18 protein-coding genes are annotated in these 16,648 nt (G+C 65.2%); 15 read left to right on the forward strand and 3 right to left on the reverse strand.

Translation table 11 applies throughout. The features are described 5' to 3' along the window. The first annotated feature begins 142 nt into the window (after positions 1-142). From phnG to phnE, 12 genes are all read left to right on the forward strand, one after another. Complete coding sequence (gene phnG / locus CXY70_RS05810; RefSeq protein WP_104191514.1) at positions 143-628, forward strand: phosphonate C-P lyase system protein PhnG; 486 nt, start codon at positions 143-145, stop codon at positions 626-628. Continuing rightward, complete coding sequence (gene phnH / locus CXY70_RS05815) at positions 625-1,254, forward strand: phosphonate C-P lyase system protein PhnH (protein WP_104191436.1); 630 nt, start codon at positions 625-627, stop codon at positions 1,252-1,254. Before phnG ends, phnH begins: the two co-directional genes overlap by 4 nt. Further along, positions 1,254-2,384 carry a carbon-phosphorus lyase complex subunit PhnI gene (locus CXY70_RS05820; protein ID WP_104191437.1) on the forward strand — a complete coding sequence of 377 codons (1,131 nt, stop codon included), beginning with the start codon at positions 1,254-1,256 and terminating at the stop codon, positions 2,382-2,384. Before phnH ends, CXY70_RS05820 begins: the two co-directional genes overlap by 1 nt. Further along, the gene (locus CXY70_RS05825) at positions 2,381-3,253 is read left to right on the forward strand and encodes an alpha-D-ribose 1-methylphosphonate 5-phosphate C-P-lyase PhnJ (RefSeq protein WP_104191438.1); all 873 of its coding nucleotides are present in this window, start codon (positions 2,381-2,383) and stop codon (positions 3,251-3,253) included. The genes CXY70_RS05820 and CXY70_RS05825 overlap by 4 nt, the downstream gene beginning before the upstream one ends. Next, complete coding sequence (gene phnK, locus CXY70_RS05830; protein ID WP_104191439.1) at positions 3,250-4,062, forward strand: phosphonate C-P lyase system protein PhnK; 813 nt, start codon at positions 3,250-3,252, stop codon at positions 4,060-4,062. Before CXY70_RS05825 ends, phnK begins: the two co-directional genes overlap by 4 nt. Positions 4,063-4,067: 5 nt before the next feature. Beyond that, positions 4,068-4,811 (forward strand): phosphonate C-P lyase system protein PhnL, encoded by a 744-nt coding sequence (phnL, locus tag CXY70_RS05835; protein WP_199183381.1) that lies wholly within the window; start codon positions 4,068-4,070, stop codon positions 4,809-4,811. Continuing rightward, the gene (locus CXY70_RS05840) at positions 4,808-5,485 is read left to right on the forward strand and encodes a DUF1045 domain-containing protein (RefSeq protein ID WP_104191441.1); all 678 of its coding nucleotides are present in this window, start codon (positions 4,808-4,810) and stop codon (positions 5,483-5,485) included. Before phnL ends, CXY70_RS05840 begins: the two co-directional genes overlap by 4 nt. Next, the gene (locus CXY70_RS05845; RefSeq protein WP_104191442.1) at positions 5,485-6,663 is read left to right on the forward strand and encodes an alpha-D-ribose 1-methylphosphonate 5-triphosphate diphosphatase; all 1,179 of its coding nucleotides are present in this window, start codon (positions 5,485-5,487) and stop codon (positions 6,661-6,663) included. The genes CXY70_RS05840 and CXY70_RS05845 overlap by 1 nt, the downstream gene beginning before the upstream one ends. After that, positions 6,660-7,217, forward strand: coding sequence for a phosphonate metabolism protein/1,5-bisphosphokinase (PRPP-forming) PhnN (gene phnN, locus CXY70_RS05850; protein WP_104191443.1), 558 nt, complete (start codon positions 6,660-6,662; stop codon positions 7,215-7,217). The genes CXY70_RS05845 and phnN overlap by 4 nt, the downstream gene beginning before the upstream one ends. Positions 7,218-7,421: 204 nt before the next feature. Further along, the gene (locus CXY70_RS05855) at positions 7,422-8,369 is read left to right on the forward strand and encodes a phosphate/phosphite/phosphonate ABC transporter substrate-binding protein (RefSeq protein ID WP_104191444.1); all 948 of its coding nucleotides are present in this window, start codon (positions 7,422-7,424) and stop codon (positions 8,367-8,369) included. A gap of 85 nt (positions 8,370-8,454) precedes the next feature. Continuing rightward, complete coding sequence (locus CXY70_RS05860; protein ID WP_104191445.1) at positions 8,455-9,261, forward strand: phosphonate ABC transporter ATP-binding protein; 807 nt, start codon at positions 8,455-8,457, stop codon at positions 9,259-9,261. Continuing rightward, positions 9,262-10,983 (forward strand): phosphonate ABC transporter, permease protein PhnE, encoded by a 1,722-nt coding sequence (gene phnE, locus CXY70_RS05865; RefSeq protein WP_233205768.1) that lies wholly within the window; start codon positions 9,262-9,264, stop codon positions 10,981-10,983. A 139-nt stretch (positions 10,984-11,122) separates the two neighbouring features. Here phnE and CXY70_RS05870 read toward each other — a convergent pair whose 3' ends face one another. Together CXY70_RS05870 and CXY70_RS05875 are read right to left on the reverse strand one after the other, a co-directional pair. Further along, positions 11,123-12,379, reverse strand: coding sequence for an MFS transporter (locus CXY70_RS05870; protein ID WP_104191446.1), 1,257 nt, complete (start codon positions 12,377-12,379; stop codon positions 11,123-11,125). Between the two features lie 29 nt (positions 12,380-12,408). Then, on the reverse strand, positions 12,409-12,729 hold the full coding sequence (locus tag CXY70_RS05875; protein ID WP_104191447.1) for a hypothetical protein: 321 nt from the start codon (positions 12,727-12,729) through the stop codon (positions 12,409-12,411). 278 nt (positions 12,730-13,007) lie between these two features. Here CXY70_RS05875 and CXY70_RS05880 point away from each other — a divergent pair, with 278 nt between their 5' ends. Then, complete coding sequence (locus CXY70_RS05880; RefSeq protein ID WP_104191448.1) at positions 13,008-13,775, forward strand: ABC transporter permease; 768 nt, start codon at positions 13,008-13,010, stop codon at positions 13,773-13,775. A 9-nt stretch (positions 13,776-13,784) separates the two neighbouring features. On the opposite strand, the gene CXY70_RS05885 is transcribed toward CXY70_RS05880, so the two are convergent. Then, entirely contained in the window at positions 13,785-14,222 is a 438-nt protein-coding gene (locus CXY70_RS05885) for an Lrp/AsnC family transcriptional regulator (RefSeq protein WP_104191449.1), read from the reverse strand. A gap of 225 nt (positions 14,223-14,447) precedes the next feature. Between CXY70_RS05885 and ddaH the strand changes: the two genes are divergently transcribed. Further along, entirely contained in the window at positions 14,448-15,302 is an 855-nt protein-coding gene (gene ddaH / locus CXY70_RS05890) for a dimethylargininase (protein WP_104191450.1), read from the forward strand. 35 nt (positions 15,303-15,337) lie between these two features. Continuing rightward, positions 15,338-16,603 (forward strand): ornithine--oxo-acid transaminase, encoded by a 1,266-nt coding sequence (gene rocD, locus CXY70_RS05895; RefSeq protein WP_104191516.1) that lies wholly within the window; start codon positions 15,338-15,340, stop codon positions 16,601-16,603. Positions 16,604-16,648: the final 45 nt, after the last annotated feature.

The following is a 16,648-nucleotide window of genomic DNA, read 5'->3' on the forward strand; positions in this document are numbered from 1 at the left end:
GTCGTTGGTTCACCAGACGTTCATCTGGTGGTGGCCTCCGCGTCGACCGGGAGGCTCCTGTCTTCAACCTTAGGGGCCTAATCTTTGGGTTGTCTAGATAAATAGACAACTTGAGAGCTTGTTAGGCGTGAAGGGATCGAACGTGAGCGCACAGGAGAGAACAGCGGATGAGCGTGCCGTTGATGAGCGGCGTCGCGCCGCGCGAGTGCTCGCAGGAGCCTCGCACGCCGACTTGGCCGCATTGTGGGCGGCTTGGGGGGAGCGGCCCGAGGTCGCATACTTGCGGGGTCCGGAAGCGGGCTTGGTTATGGTGCAGGGCCGGATCGGCGGCACCGGCGACCGCTTCAACCTGGGAGAGGCGACCGTTACCCGGGCAACCGTGATGCTCCATGGCGCCGGCACCGACGAGGTGAGTGGCACGTCGTACGTGCTGGGCAGCCACCCCGAACACGCCGGTCTCGCCGCCGTTTTCGACGCGCTGCTGAGCGCACCGATGCAGCGGGAACGCGTACTCGCCGACGTCATCGAGCCGCTCGAACGTGAACAGATCAAACGCGACACGGCTGCCAATGCCGACGCACGCAGCACGGTCGTCGACTTCTTCACCGTCGCAAGGGAGCATGAATGAGTATCGTAATCCCCCAGAACCTCACGCCCGGATTCGCGAACCCCGTGCGCGATGCGCAGCAGGTGTTCCGCGCCGTGCTCGAGGCGCTCGCACGCCCGACCACACCGCAGCACGTTAACGTTGACATGCTGCCCCCCGCGCCGCTGGGGGTGACCGTCGGGGCAGTCATTCTGGCGCTGTGCGACGAGCAGACTCCCATCTGGCTCGACCCCGCGCTGCGCGGCGCCCCCGAGGTCTCTGCCTGGATCGCCTTTCACACCGGCGCGCGCATCGTCGAACAAGTGGATGACGCGGCGTTCGCGATTGCGTCATCGCCGTCCACGGCACCGCGCCTGGCCGACCTCGCACGGGGCACAGACGAAGAACCGCACCGGTCAGCGACACTCGTGATCGATGCGTGCTGCGCACCCGGCATTGGCTCCCTGAAAGCGACCGGTCCCGGCATCCCCGGCGTCGCTCACTGGGACGGCGCCGGCCTGCCGAACGAATTCCTCACTCAGTGGCAAGAAAACCACTCGATCTTCCCGCGCGGCATTGACCTCATCCTCACGGCCGAGACCGCGGTACTGGGCCTCCCGAGAACAACCGCGCTGAACGCCCACACTGACGAGAAGAGGAACACCTAATGTACGTTGCCGTCAAGGGAGGCGAGAAAGCGATCGCCAACGCGCACGCGCTGCTCGCCAAGCGCGGACAGGGCAGCACCGATGCCCCGCGCATCGACTACCCGCAAATTCGCAATCAGATGGGCGTGCTCGTCTCGCGGGTGATGGCCGAGGGTTCGCTGTACGACCCGGAGCTCGCCGCCAAGGCCCTGCTGCAGGCGCAGGGCGACGTGCTTGAAGCGGTCACACTCCTGCGTTCCTATCGCACAACGCTGCCTCGGTTTGGTGTCACCATCGCGGTCGACACCGTCGGCCTGCCCTCAGAGCGGCGCGTGTCTGCGACGTTCAAGGACATTCCCGGCGGTCAGCAGCTGGGCGCAACGTTCGATTACACGCACCGCCTGCTCGCTGACGAACTGCACACCCCGGAGGTAGCAACCCCGGACGTGCCGATCGACGAGCCGATGCCCAGGGTGACCGATCTGCTCGGCGCCGACGCGCTCGTCGAGCGCGATCGGCCAGACGCGGGATGGACTGACCCGGATCCGGGCGACCTGACCCGCGAGCCGACCGTCTTCCCGATGAGCCGGGCCGAGCGCCTGCAGGCCCTGACCCGCGGCGACGAGGGCTTTCTGTTGTCGCTGGGCTACTCCACGCAGCGAGGCTTCGGCAATAACCACCCGTTCGCGGGCGAGGTGCGCGTCGGCGAGGTCGAGGTCGAGTTCTACGCTCCCGAGATCGGGCACGCCGTGCCGATCGGGCGCATCGAGCTGACCGAGTGCCAGATGGTCAACCAGTTCGTCGGCAGCGCAGATCAGGCGCCGCAGTTCACACGCGGCTACGGGCTCGTCTTTGGCCGAGCCGAGCGCAAGGCCATGTCGATGTCGCTCGTGGACCGCACGTTGCGGCACCAGGAATTTGGCGAGCGCATCGTGTCGCCAGCGCAGGATGAGGAATTCGTGATCGCCCACGCCGACAACGTTGAGGCCGCCGGCTTCGTCGAGCACCTGAAGCTGCCGCACTATGTCGACTTTCAGGCGGAACTCGGGCTGATCCGCAGCCTGCGCCGTGAGTTCCAGGAGCGCCACCCCGCCGAGGCGTCCGAGGCGCCTGCGGCCGACAACAGCACCCTGATGGAGGCGAACGCATGAGCGGCCCGCGGATCGTGTATAACGAGGGCTACCTCGACGAGCAGACCAAGCGGGTCGTGCGCCGCGCGCTTCTCAAGGGCGTCGCCATCCCCGGGTTCCAGGTGCCGTTCGCCTCGCGTGAGGTGCCAATGCCCCGGGGCTGGGGCACCGGAGGAGTGCAGCTCACCGCATCGGTGATCGGTCCGGCGGACACGCTGAAAGTGATCGACCAGGGCGCCGATGACACGACCAACGCGGTGTCCATCCGGGCTTTCTTCGAGAAGGTAGCAGGAGCCGACAGCACGACGCGCACGGATCATGCCACGATCATCCAGACCCGGCACCGAATTCCCGAGACTCCGCTCACCGAGAACCAGATTGTGGTGTACCAGGTGCCCATCCCAGAGCCGCTGCGCTTTCTGGAACCACGCGAGACCGAGACCCGGCGCCTGCACGCGCTTGAAGAATACGGCCTGATGTACGTCAAACTCTACGAGGACATCGCGAAATATGGGCACATCGCTAAGACATACGACTACCCGGTGCTCGTGAACGGTCGATACGTCATGGCACCGTCACCCATCCCGAGCTTCGACAACCCAAAGATGCACCAGAGCCCCGCACTTCAGTTGTTCGGTGCGGGGCGGGAGAAGCGCATCTATGCGATCCCGCCCTACACCGACGTGGAGAGCCTCGGATTCGAAGATTTCCCGTTCGAACCCCAGAGCTTCGACCAATCCTGTGAGATTTGCGAGTCCACAGAGGTGTACCTCGACGAGGTGCTCATCGATGATCAGGGCGGAGTCATGTTCGTGTGCTCCGACACCGACCACTGCGAGCGCACTCTGACGACACGCGACCACGACCACATCACCGAGGTGAACGCATGAATAACGAAACACCCCTACTGAGCGTGACCGGTGCCAGTCATCGCTATGGCGAGCGGTACGGATGCCGCGGCGTGAGCTTCGATCTGTGGCCCGGCGAGGTTCTGGCCGTCGTGGGCGAGTCCGGCTCGGGCAAGTCCACCCTGCTCGGCATGCTGGCCCAGCGACTCGCGCTCGATGAGGGTTCTATCCGGTACCGCACTGCTCGGCAGACCAGTGCGAGCGGGGAGGGCGGCGCGTCGGAAGACCTGCTCGACCTGTCGACCCTGAGTGAACGCGAAGTGCGCCGGCTCTGGCGCACCGACTGGGGCTTCGTTCACCAGAACGCCGCCGATGGACTGCGCATGCACGTTAGCGCGGGCGGCAACGTCGGCGAGCCGCTGATGGCAAATGGATGGCGCCACTTCGGCCAGATCCGGGCCGAAGCCGAGGAGTGGCTGCGCCGGGTGGAGATCCCAACCGATCGTACGGACGACGCGCCCACGCTGTTCTCGGGCGGCATGCGCCAGCGCGTGCAGGTTGCACGCAACCTCGTGTTCGGCCCGCGCCTCGTCTTCATGGATGAACCGACCAGCGGCCTGGACGTGTCCGTGCAGGCGCGCCTGCTCGACCTGATCCGCTCGCTCGTATCTGAGCTCGGCCTCGCTGTCGTGATCGTCACGCATGACCTCGCCGTCGCGCGCCTCATTTCACACCGCACGCTGGTGATGAAGGACGGCGCCGTCATCGAGTCAGGCCTCACGGACCGGGTGCTCGATGACCCGCAGGCCGCGTACACCCAACTTCTCGTCTCTTCGATCCTCCAGGGCTGATCTTCATGACATACGACGCAACCAACCGAATGCCTCAGGACGCAGTCCTGTCCGTCCAAGACGTCGACAAGACATTCACCCTGCACCTGCAGGATTCGCACCAGCTGCCCGTGCTGCGCGGAATGACCTTCGACGTGCCGCGAGGGGCGTGCGTGGTGCTCGGCGGCGAGTCCGGAGCTGGCAAGAGCACCGTCATTAAGATGGTCTTTGGCAGCTACGGCGCCGATTCTGGCCGCATCCTACTCCGCCATCAGGACTCGGTTATGGATCTGGTCACGGCGCAGCCGCGCCAGGTGCTCGCCGCCCGGCGGGAGACCGTGGGTTACGTGAGTCAATTCCTGCGCGCCGTGCCCCGCGTGCCCGCCCTCGACGTCGTCGCCGAACCGCTCGTTGAGCGCGGGGTCAACCGAGCGGCGGCACGCGAGCGAGCCGGCGAACTGTTGGCCCGCCTGAGCATCCCGGAGCGGCTGTGGAAGCTGCCACCGGCCACCTTCTCGGGCGGCGAGCAGCAGCGTGTCAACATCGCGCGCGGCTTCATCATCGAGCGGCCGCTCCTTCTGCTCGACGAACCCACCGCGTCGCTCGACGGACGAAATCGCGGTGTCGTGATCGACCTGATCCGCGAGAGCCTCGGGCACGGAACGGGAATGTTGGCGATCTTCCACGACGCCGACGTGCGGGATGCCGTCGCCGACCTGACCGTTGATGTGCAGTCATTCACACCGGTGCGTGAAGAGGTGCTCGCGTGAGGCGATACGCCATCTACGCCGTACCCGGGGTCGGTGAGAACAATGCGTCAGCAGCACTGCGACTCAAAGCCGAAGTCGACACCTGGTACGCCCGCGACGACATGCGGGGCCTCACCATCAACGCGCGTCGCTACGGCTTTCACGCCACGCTGGCTGCGCCGTTCCACCTCGCCGAGGGACACACCGAGGCCGAGCTGCTGGCGGCGGTCGCGGCTTTCGCGGCAGGGCGAACCCCGGTCGTGATCCCCGGCCCGCGCCCGGCGGCGATGGGCAGTTTTCGCGTGCTGCTTCCCAACGGTGATCAAGACGGCCTGAATGACCTCGCCGCATCCGTCGTGCGGCACTTCGACGGCTTCCGCGCGCCGTTGAACGAAGCGGATGTTCTCCGTCGCCGTGTCCCGCGTCTCACGCCGCGCCAGCGCGAGCTATTCGACCGCTGGGGATACCCGTACGTTTTCGACGAGTTCCACTTTCACCTCACCCTGACCGATTCGCTGCCAGCAAAGCGCACCGCAGAGGTCGACGCCGCGTTGGCGCAGCACTTCGCGGACGTAGCCGGCGTCAACGTGCCACTCACTGGCATCACGGTCAGCGTCGAGCCGCAGCCCGGCGCTGACTTCGAGATTCTCTCCGTTTATTCCTTTGCCCACCAATTCGCTCTGGAGACCGCCTGATGTCCCTCGTTCTCAATAACGCCCATATCGTGCTCACCGATCGGGTTGTGCACGGATCCGTGCGCATCGCGAAGGGCGTCATCGCCGAGGTCTGCGACGACCCACACCTGGTTGTCAACGGCGTGCCCGGTCTGGACATGGGATCGGACTACCTGCTGCCCGGCCTCGTTGAACTGCACACCGACCAGGTCGAGTCGCACTACCAGCCACGCCCCAAGCGGTTTTGGGACCCGATTCCGGCCGTCATCGCGCACGACGCGCAGATGGCAGCTTCGGGAATGACGACCGTGCTGGACGCAATGCGCATCGGCAGTGGCCCGGGTGAGAATCGCATCAGCGGTGACGCGCGCACACTGGTGAAGGCCGTGATCCACGCCGCCGAGTCCGGCCTGCTGCGCGCCGACCACTATGTGCATCTACGCTGCGAGGTCGCGACGCCGGACGTCGTTGACGTCTTCGATGAGGTGGGCGGGCACAACCGGGTGAGGATGGTGTCGCTCATGGACCACACACCCGGGCAGCGCCAGTACGCCGACGTCGAGGCGTTCCGCACCTATATGGTGGGTAAGCACAACATGACCAACGTGCAGTTCGACCAGCACGTCGCCGAACTACACGTGCTCTCGGCGCAGTACTCCGATGACAATCGCCGCCTGATGGCGGAGAGGGCCAACGAGCGCGGCATCACGATGGCGGCGCACGACGACGCGACACAGGCGCACGTCGACGAGTCAACGAATGCTGGCGTGCGGATCTCCGAGTTCCCGACGACAATCGTGGCGGCCCGAGCGGCTCGCGCTGCCGGCCAGCTCGTCGTTATGGGTGCCCCAAACATTGTGCGCGGCGGCTCGCACTCGGGCAACGTCTCGGCCACCGAGTTGCTGCGCCTCGGACTGCTCGACATCTTGTCGAGCGATTACGTGCCCGGCAGCCCCCTCCAGGCGATCTTCCTCCTCTTCAGTCGCGGCGATATCACGCTGCCGCAGGGTGCCGCGCTCGTGAGCGCCAACCCTGCCCATGCCGCCGGTCTCGACGATCGCGGAGTGATCGCACCGGGCAAGCGAGCTGATGTCATTCGCGTGCAAGCCTATGAGGGGGCCCCGACCGACCAGCACCCGCTCGGCTCACCCGTACCGATTGTGCGCGCCGTCTGGCGCGAGGGACGTCGGGTCGCATGAGCGGCACCTTCGTCGCGGTCGTCGGGCCGAGCGGATCGGGCAAGGACTCGATCATGGATTACACGCGGGCGGCCCTGACCGGCCACAGCGGGATCGTCTTCCCCCAGCGCCAGATCACTCGGCCCGCCGGCGCAGGGGAGGACCACTACCCCGTGAGCGCGGACGAGTTCAACGCTGCCGAATGTCGGGGCGACTTCGCGCTGACCTGGCACGCGCACGGCCTTGCTTACGGCATCCCGGCTCACGTGATCGACGTCGCCGAGTCGGGAGGAGTGGTCGTGGCCAACGTCTCGCGGGGGGTGCTCAAGCGGTTGCCCAGCTTGTTCGAGAACGTGCGGGTCGCGCGTGTCACTGTGCCGGAGGACATACGACTCGCGCGCATTATCGCGCGAGGTCGGGAGGACGAGGCCGCCGCCGCTGCGCGCGTCGCGCGTATCGACCCCGCACCGGATCATCCCGTCGACCTCGAGATCGTCAACGATGGCACGCTCGAGGCGGCAAGCGCGGCGCTCGTTCAGTTCCTGACGCGCGTCCGAGATGCCGCGCGGGTCTGATCGGATCTGGGCCGGCGGCACGTCCTCCGCGACCTCAGCGCACTCACGGCTCCATGGCCCGGTGGACATTTAGTCGTCTGCTGTTCGTGTCTGCGTCACCATCCGGGACACCGTTTGGGCCCGAACTGTTCACCATAAGAAGAAACAATCGCTTAGCCATCCAACCGACAAACGTCGGACCGTCCTCATGAAAGGCAAACTTCGATGCATCTCCGCACACGAACCAGTTGGCTCCTAACCGGTGTCGCGCTCTTCGCTACGCTCACCGCACTCACCGCGTGCTCCAGCACCTCCACCGCGGCTGACGCGGCCGAGGCACCTGAAAAGCTCGTCTTCGCGCAGATTCCGAGCGAATCGGCCCAGGGCATCGCCGACGACAATGAAGCGATCATCCGGGTGCTCGAGCGAGAAACCGGCCTTGAGGTCGAGATACAGCAGGCGACCGACTACGCAGCGGTCATCGAGGGCTTACGTGCCGGCCAGATCGACATTGCGGGCATGGGCCCGTTCTCCTACATGGTCGCAAAAGATGGTGGCGCGGGAGTCGAGGCGCTCGGGTCCCTGGTCGATGATCCCGACGAGGAACCCGGCTACAAGTCGTTCGGCATCGTGCCGGCCGGCAGCGACATCACAGACCTCGAAGGTTTCACAGGCAAGACCGTCTGCTTCGTAGACCCGACCTCAACCTCGGGCTTTCTCTACCCGAGCGCCGGGCTGCTCGACCTTGGCATCGATCCCGAGGCCGACGTTACGCCGATCTTTGCGGGCGGACACGACGCCTCGGCACTGACAGTCGCTGACGGCACCTGCGACGCAGGCTTCGCCTACGACACCATGGTCACGACCGAGCTCATCGAGTCAGGCAGCCTGAAGGAGGGCGACCTCGAAGTCGTCTGGGAGTCGGAGACCATCGCCGGCAGCCCCTACGTCGCAAGCGACAAGCTGCCCACCGACCTGATCAGCCAGCTCAAAGAAATCTTCGCGAACGACCTGAACGTGCCGGCCATGGTGGAGTCTGGTGCCTGCTCGTCGGCGGCAGATTGCCAGCTTCCCGAGGCCTCAAAATATGGCTTCATCCCCGTGGAGGACTCGCTCTACGACGGCGTGCGAGCCGTGTGCAAGGTTACCGAGGCCGCGGCCTGCAGGGTCTGACCCTGCAGGTGTGGATCGGGCCCGGCTCGATCCACACCGCGTCCGCACCTCCGTCCCTGCAACCGACAAGAAACGAGAACTGCCGATGACTGCCGCCGCCGCGCATAAGACGATCCCCGAGCTTGGAACCATCCGATTTGAAAACGTGACCAAGAAATTCGGAAGCATCACCGCCCTCGACAACGTGAGCGTGGAGTTCGCGGCGAACAAGATCAACGTACTGCTTGGCCTGTCGGGCTCTGGCAAGTCGACAATGCTCCGCCACATCAACGGCCTGAACAAGCCCTCGACGGGCGATGTCTGGACGCTCGGTACTCCGGTGCGCTCAGCAAGCCCGACTACGTTGCGCGCGCTGCGTAACAATGTCGGCATGATCTTCCAGCAGTTCCATCTCGTCGAGTCAATGTCGGTGCTCGAGAACGTGTGTACCGGCAAGCTCGGTTCGCTGCGCGGGCCGCGCTTTGGGTTGTGGAGCTACCCCCGCTACGTGCGTGAAAACGCTATGGAGCAGCTCGCCCGCGTCGGTCTCGCCGATAAAGCGTTTCAACGTGCTGGCACGCTATCCGGCGGGCAGCAGCAGCGCGCCGCGATCGCGCGCGCGCTCATTCAGCGCCCCACCGTGCTGCTAGCGGATGAGCCCGTCGCGTCGCTCGACCCGCTGTCGTCAGCCGGCGTGATCGAGCTGCTCGCCCAGATCAGCCGCGAGGAGAACCTCACAGTGATCTGCAGCCTGCACCAAGTACAAATCGCACTCGAGTTCGCCGACCGTATCGTCGGCCTGAACGCCGGCCGCGTGGTGCTTGACCGTCCAGCTGCAGGCCTAACGCACAACGACGTCGACGGCATCTATGCGCCGGTGCCGGTGGACGAGCGCGTAAAGATTGCCGTCTAAGTGACCGTCCTCATGGGCGCGCCCCGCACCACGAACACCGAAATTCCCCTCCCCCCGCGTCCCCGCCCAGGCGTGAACCGCATCGCGGCCTGGAGTGCGCTGGTCGTGTTGCTCACAGCAGCGATCTGGTCGGTCGCAGCCCTCGAGATCAACGTAGCGTCGATGGTGCGCAGCCTCGACAACGCGGCGAACTTCTTCTCGCGTATGTTCCCGCTCGACTTCCCGCCGCTGGGCGAGCTGCTGGTCATGACCGGACAGACGCTCGCAATCGTAATTGTCGCCACGGTCCTCGCGGTGGTGCTGAGCCTGCCCGTCTCGATCTTCGCCGCGGCGAACACGACGAGCGGCCCCGTTATGCGTGGCGTCGCTCGAACGATCATCGTCGTGTGCCGAGCTGTGCCCGACCTCATCTTCGCGATTGTGCTGTTTCGTATCTTCGGCCTCGGTGCATTCCCCGGAATACTCGCACTCGGACTTCACTCGATCGGCATGATCGGTAAGCTCTACGCCGATGCGATCGAGCAAATGGATGGCGGTCCGGCTGAGGCCGTGCGCTCAGCGGGTGGCACCCGCGTGCAGTGGATTACGAGCACGGTGATCCCGCAGGTCATGCCGCAGCTGATCGCGACGGCCCTGCACCGCTTCGATATCAACCTGCGAACGTCGGTGCTGCTCGGCTACGTCGGTCTCGGCGGTCTCGGCCTCGAGCTCGCCAATGCCTTGCGCACCATGCAATACCAGCGCGGCATCGCGCTCGCTCTGATCATTCTGCTCCTGTGCATCGCGGTCGAAATGCTTTCCGGCGTCATCCGCGCCACCCTGCTCGGACGGGTGTCAACGGATCGTAGCGGCCTGCTGGGATTCATCGATCGGATTGCGGCGGGCTGGGTTACCGCGCCCCGGGGCGGGAGCGAGCCGCAGCGCACGCGGCACGGCACCATGCGGATCGCGCCGCAGTGGGACAGCGAGCGCATCCGTCGATTCGCGGGCGTCGCACTGACGATCGCGGTTGTCGCGCTGGCGACGGTGTACGCCGACATGGACTTTTCGACGCTTTTCGATGACCTGCTCGCGCTGCCGCAAGTACTCGGGATGTTCCTTCCCCCATCGCCCCAGGATCTGCTCGACGTACTAGTCGAGGCAATGCTCGTGACGATCCAGATCGGGCTGGCCGCGACCCTGCTCGGCCTCGTGCTCGCTGTGCCGATAGGAATCTTTGCCGCGCGCAACGTCGCCCCGAGCGTCGGCGTCGCGAACCTGTTCCGCACGATCATCGTCATCATCCGCGGCCTGCCCGAGCTGATTCTTGCAATCGTGTTCATCGTCATCACCGGCCTCGGACCCGTGCCCGGCACGCTGGCGCTCGCGATCGGATCGGTGGGCCTGCTGGGCAAACTCATTGCCGACTCGCTCGAGGAGACCGACGTGCGGGTACAGGACGCGGTACGGGCGACCGGTGCTACCGGCATCCAAGTGTTCTTTGCCGCAACGCTGCGGCAAACCGCGCCACAGATCATCGCACACGTGCTGTACCAGCTCGATGTCAACATCCGCTCGGCGACGCTGCTCGGCATCGTCGGCGCGGGCGGCATCGGCTTTTTCCTGATCAACGCGAGCCGCGTGCAGGAGTTCGACGTGGTCGCGTTCATCATCGCGATGGTGATCGTCACGGTGCTGGCCGTCGAGGCGGTCGCGGTGTGGACGCGGCGGGTCCTGAGCTAGGCAACGTTCCACGACCTCGCTGAGCAATACCTCATCACACCAGCCGCGCGGAGAGCGCCGAAAATAGTGTGCTGGCTGTGGCTCCGACCAGGGCGAGCGACGTTACGACGATCCTCTCCCAGCCGAACAGCGGATTCATTCAGTGGATGATTGCGCGTTTCCCACCGCTGGCACCGGGAGTAAGAACGGACGCGGCCCGGACATGAGCGGACTGGAAATGGGTCAAAAGCATCATCCAGACGACCAGTCCGATGTTCGCCACGGCGGCCAGCGCGAGAGTCATGGAGGTCGCGTTGGCACCGATGGTATTGATGAGGAGTGTTCCAAGGGGTGGTGCTGCAGCCTGAGCGAGGAGCGCGGGCAATGCAATCCTTCCCATCAAGGAGGCGTAGCCTTCTGCGCCGAAAACAGCAAGCGGGACGGTGCCGTGAGCGATCGAAGCCAGCCCAATGCCTGCTCCGTAGAGAATCATAATGAGCGCGTAAAGAGGTAGGCCGGCGCTGAGGATCCCGAGGCCAAGTCCGACGAGCAGAACGGACGCCGCCATTGTCCATAACGGATGGTGACCCTTGGCGAACAAGAGTTCGACGAAACGAATGCCGACCTGCGAGGGCCCGACCAGGGTGGCGAGGGCGAGTGCCGCGGCCATGCCGAACCCGGCCGCGCCAAGGAGCGTGAACATGTGTACCGACATCGTTGTGGTGATCAGTCCGCTCAGGGTCACGATCGAGGTCAGGAGCACGACGCACGTGCGGCTCGGTCGTCGCGGCCGCACGTCGACGGGTCTCACGGCAACGCCGGTGTTCTTTCGTACAGGCTCGTTGAGACGTCGTCGGGGCAATACCCAGAGGTAGAGCGGGATTGTGACGAGGAGCTGGAGGGCGGCATAGACGCCGCAGGTTCCTCGCCAGCCGATTTCAGAGACGAGGTACAGCGAGAGTGGCCAACAGATGGTGCTGGCGAGGCCACCGAAGAGAGTCAAGGCGGTAATCGGTGTTCGCGCGGATTTCCCATAGAGCAGCCCCAGGGCCGCAAAGGCGCTACTGTAAAGTCCTGTCCCCATGCCGAGTCCGATTACAATCCAGGCGACCAGGTAGACCCACAGGGTCGGAGACACCGCCATGAGCACAAGCCCGGCGGATAGGAGGGCCGCACTGAGAACCAACAGGCGACGACCGTGCCCCTGACCTATTCGTGATCCAACCCGAGGCGCGACTAACGCTGAGGTCACCAGCCCGATCGAGAGGCCAGCGACGACGAGAGTGGCTGGCCAACCCGTGTCCGCGGTGACCGGTTCGGCGAGGATGGCGAGGAGGTAGTAGGAGGAACCCCAGGCGAGGATTTGCCCCAGCCCGAGGCCAGCGACAACGAGAGTCCGGGGCTTATTTCCGGACACGGCCTGACCTCGCGTACGCAGGATCGCCTTTATCCGAGCAGGAATGGTGTGGTGGCGTGTCCGGTGGAGCGTGTGCGGTCCATGCCTTGACGAACGACGTCGGTGACAGAGCTGCCATAGCGGATGCGCGGCGAGAGTTCCGGGGTCGCCGCCAACGGTAAGAGGTACTCTTTGATGAGCTCGCTACCGAACGGGAGCTTGTGTGCGTCGGGCGCGTGCCAGCCGACCTTATCCAGCAGGCGGCCGGCAGCGGCCAGGCCGATGGGTCTCGCTCCGATGATGGCAACGGGGAGGTCATCGAGTACTTCTAATGACGGGACGATGAGCGCCGGCAGTTCTGCAATAGTCATGATCTGAGTTCTCTCGTTAGTGCACGTTATCGCCGTCGAAGGCTGGCCCAATCTCCGCCACGACTTCAACCATCACTGTTGGATTGATGCCTATCGACGTTCAGTCTGCTCAATGCATCGATACATGTCAATCTAAGGGGAGTTTGTTCAGATTGCGTTCACGCAGTCACTGCCGCTCGAACGTGCCACGGAAGAGTTTGGACTGGCCCTGCGCTACTCCGTGGGCGCCTGCTCGCTGCGGGGAGGATCCTGATCGCGTGGCCGCGTAGGCTCGAACCATGACTTTTCCGGCCGATCTCCCAGCAGAATTGGCAGGGCTGCTCCCGACCCTGGTCGGGGTCCTGCTGTTGCTCGCGGTGGTCGTGATGGTTCTGCGCGTCTATCGCACGCAGCATCCGTTCGCCCCGGCTCTGGCCCTGCTGCGCGGAACTCTGCAACTGGCCGCGATCAGTCTTATTCTCAGCGGCATCATCAACGATCCGCTCTGGGTCGGCGTCGGACTGCTCGTTATGTTCGCGGCGGCTGTCGGTACCGTCACGCGCCGCATTGGCTTCAGCCGCGCCCATCTCGTGCGCGTCGCCGCGGCGATGGCGCTCGGCGTGGCCGTCACGCTCGCCATCGTGTTCACGACCGGGGCGATTGAGTTCTCGCCGCGCTACGTGCTCGCGATCGGCGGGATCATCATTGGCAATGCCATGTCGATCGCGACGCTCAGTGGACGCCGCTTCGACGAGGCGGTCGCCGATCACTGGGACGAGGTCGAGGGCTGGCTCGCGCTCGGGGCCACGCCGCGGCAGTCCACGCGGGAACTCGCCCGCCAGGCGGTCTACTTCGCCATCATTCCGTCCACTGACCAGACCAAGACCACAGGGCTGGTGACGCTGCCGGGTGCGTTCGTGGGTGCGATCTTCGGGGGAGCCTCGCCGCTCGAGGCTGGCCGGTTTCAGATCGTCGTGCTTGCCGGCATCCTGTGTGCGGGTTCGATCGCCGCGGTCACCCTGCTGCACCTGGTCTCTCCGGTTCGCCAGAAGCCGGTACCCCGGTAAAAAAGCGCGCTATCCGATCGAGCGGTGGATCAGGCGAGAGAGCACGATCGCGCTGCGTGTGTGGTCGACGTTGGGGGCCAGGCGCACCTTTTCGAGCGCCGCCTCCAAACCGGGAATGTCCCGCGCGCGAATGTGCACCATGGCGTCGGCGCTGCCGGTGATGGTTCCGGCATCGACGACCTCTGGCACGCCAGAGAGTATGCGCAGCAATTCGTCGGGGGCCACTGTACCCCGGCAGAACAGCTCGACGTAGGCTTCGGTGCTCATGCCGTCAACGGCCGGGTCGACCTGAATGGTGAAGCTGCGAATGACCTTGTCGGCCACCAGCCGATCAACGCGACGTTTAACCGCGGATGCCGACAGCCCGACTACTGAACCGATATCGCCATAGCCGGCGCGCGCATTCTGTCGCAGCAGATCGAGAATGCTGTGGTCGAGGGTGTCCATGGGCCGAGTCTAGGGGGATGTTCTACGTAAAATTGCGTTCAGACCGTGGATCTCGAAGATTTCTTGCGCAGATCAGCGTGAAACATTGAATCATGCTGTGTGAGACTGAGAGCGGCGTCCTGGACCGATCAAGAGTTGGTCGTTCCGGGCTCTCGTGAGCGACCTGGTCCGCCATCCACCCCGAGCTCCGCCGGCCGAAGGCCCGCGGATCCCCAAAGGAGCCTCATGTCGATCGACTCAGCCGCCCCCGTTCGCGCCGAAGAACCGGCCATCTCTGCGCGCACCGCCACCAAGCGAACCGTGCTCATGTGCAAGCCACAGTTTTTCACCGTGGTCTACCGCATCAACCCGTGGATGGACCCGGCCCTGCCCACCGACACCTCGCTCGCCGTCCAGCAGTGGCAGACCCTCTACGACACCTACGTCGGCCTCGGTTTTGACGTCCACCTGATCGATCCGATCGACGGCCTGCCCGACATGGTCTACGCGGCCAACGGCGGCTTCGTGATCGACAACCAGGCTTACGGCGCTAAATTCACCCACGTCGAGCGCCAGCCCGAGGGCCCCGCCTACATGGACTGGTTCGGCGCCAACGGTTTTAACGTGCGAGTACCGATCGAGACCAACGAGGGCGAGGGCGACTTTCTGCTGGTCGGCGACGTCATCCTGGCCGGCACCGGCTTTCGCAGCGACTCGAACAGTCACGCCGAACTCTCGATTATCGCCGGCCGCCCGGTCATCACCCTGCGCCTGATCAACCCGAGTTTCTACCACCTCGACACCGCCATCGCCGTGCTTGACGACACCAACATCGCCTACCTGCCGAGCGCCTTCGACGCGCCGAGCCTGGCCATTCTGCAAGAACGCTACCCCGACGCGGTCATCGTCAGCGAAGAAGACGCCGCCATTCTCGGCCTTAACTCTTACTCCGACGGCTACAACGTCGTCATCGCGGCCCGCGCCAAGGACTTCGAACGCCAGCTGCGCGCGCGCGGCTATAACCCGATCGGCGTCGACCTGTCCGAACTACTGCTCGGCGGCGGCGGCGTCAAGTGCTGCACGCTCGAACTGCGCCGATGACGGCGCCCATCAACACGAACCTGAAGGAGTACGACATGACCACGAACGTGACCGACGCGCAGGCCGTAGCCGGCGCATCCATTTCGCCGACCGCCGCTGCCCTGATCGCGCAGGAGGGCGTGCACGCCGCGCACAATTACCACCCGCTCGAGGTCGTCGTCGCGTCCGGTGACGGAGCCTGGGTGACGGATGTCGCCGGTCACCGCTACCTGGATTGCCTCGCCGCGTACTCGGCCGTGAACTTCGGGCACTCCAACCCGGTGCTGCTCGACGCTGCCCGCGTGCAGCTCGGCCGCATAACCCTGACCAGCCGTGCCTTCTATAACGACCAGCTCGGCCCATTCGTGACCGCGCTCGCCAAGCTCGCCGGCAAAGACATGGTGTTGCCGATGAACACCGGCGCGGAAGCGGTGGAATCGGGCATCAAGGTGGCCCGCGCCTGGGGTTACCGGGTCAAGGGAGTTGCCCCCGACCTGGCCAACATCATCGTGGCCGCCGGCAACTTTCACGGCCGCACCACCACCATCATCAGCTTCTCCGATGACCAATCGGCCCGGGCCGACTTCGGCCCGTTCACGCCCGGCTTTCGCACCGTGCCCTACGGCGATGCTGCAGCGCTCGAAGCCGCAATCGACGAGAACACCGTTGCTGTGCTGCTCGAGCCCATCCAGGGCGAGGCCGGGATCGTTGTGCCGCCGGTAGCCTATCTGCCAGCGGTGCGCGAGATCACCACGCGGCTGGGCGTCTTGTTCATCGCCGACGAGATCCAGTCGGGCCTTGGCCGCACCGGCTCAACCTTCGCCTGCGACCTTGTGGGCGTCGTACCCGACCTCTACCTGCTCGGCAAGGCGCTCGGCGGCGGCATTGTCCCCGTTTCGGCCGTGGTCGGCAACACCGACATTCTCGGAGTGCTGCGCCCGGGCGAGCACGGCTCGACCTTCGGCGGCAACCCGCTCGCCGCGGCCGTCGGCCTGGCCGTTGTGAACCTGTTGGCCACCGGCGAATACCAGCAGCGTGCGACCGAGCTCGGCGCGCGCCTGCACGCCGGGCTCAGCGCGCTGAGCGGTCACGGAGTGCTCGAGGTGCGCGGCGTGGGCCTCTGGGCCGGCATCGACATCGACCCGGTGCTCGCCTCTGGCCGCGCGGTCTGCGAGGAACTCCTGGCCCGCGGCGTGCTCGCCAAGGACACGCACGGCTCGACAATTCGCCTCGCGCCGCCGATCGTGGTGTCGGCGGAAGACGTGGACTGGGCCGTCGAGCAACTGCGCCTCGTGCTCGCCGACCTCACCGCCGCGCAGTAGGTTCCCGGCCCCCGGAGACACCGCCGACGACGCCGGGAGCGGCCC

The sequence above is a fragment of the Cryobacterium sp. Y82 genome (assembly GCF_002929495.1).
Taxonomy (GTDB): Bacteria; Actinomycetota; Actinomycetes; order Actinomycetales; family Microbacteriaceae; genus Cryobacterium; species Cryobacterium serini.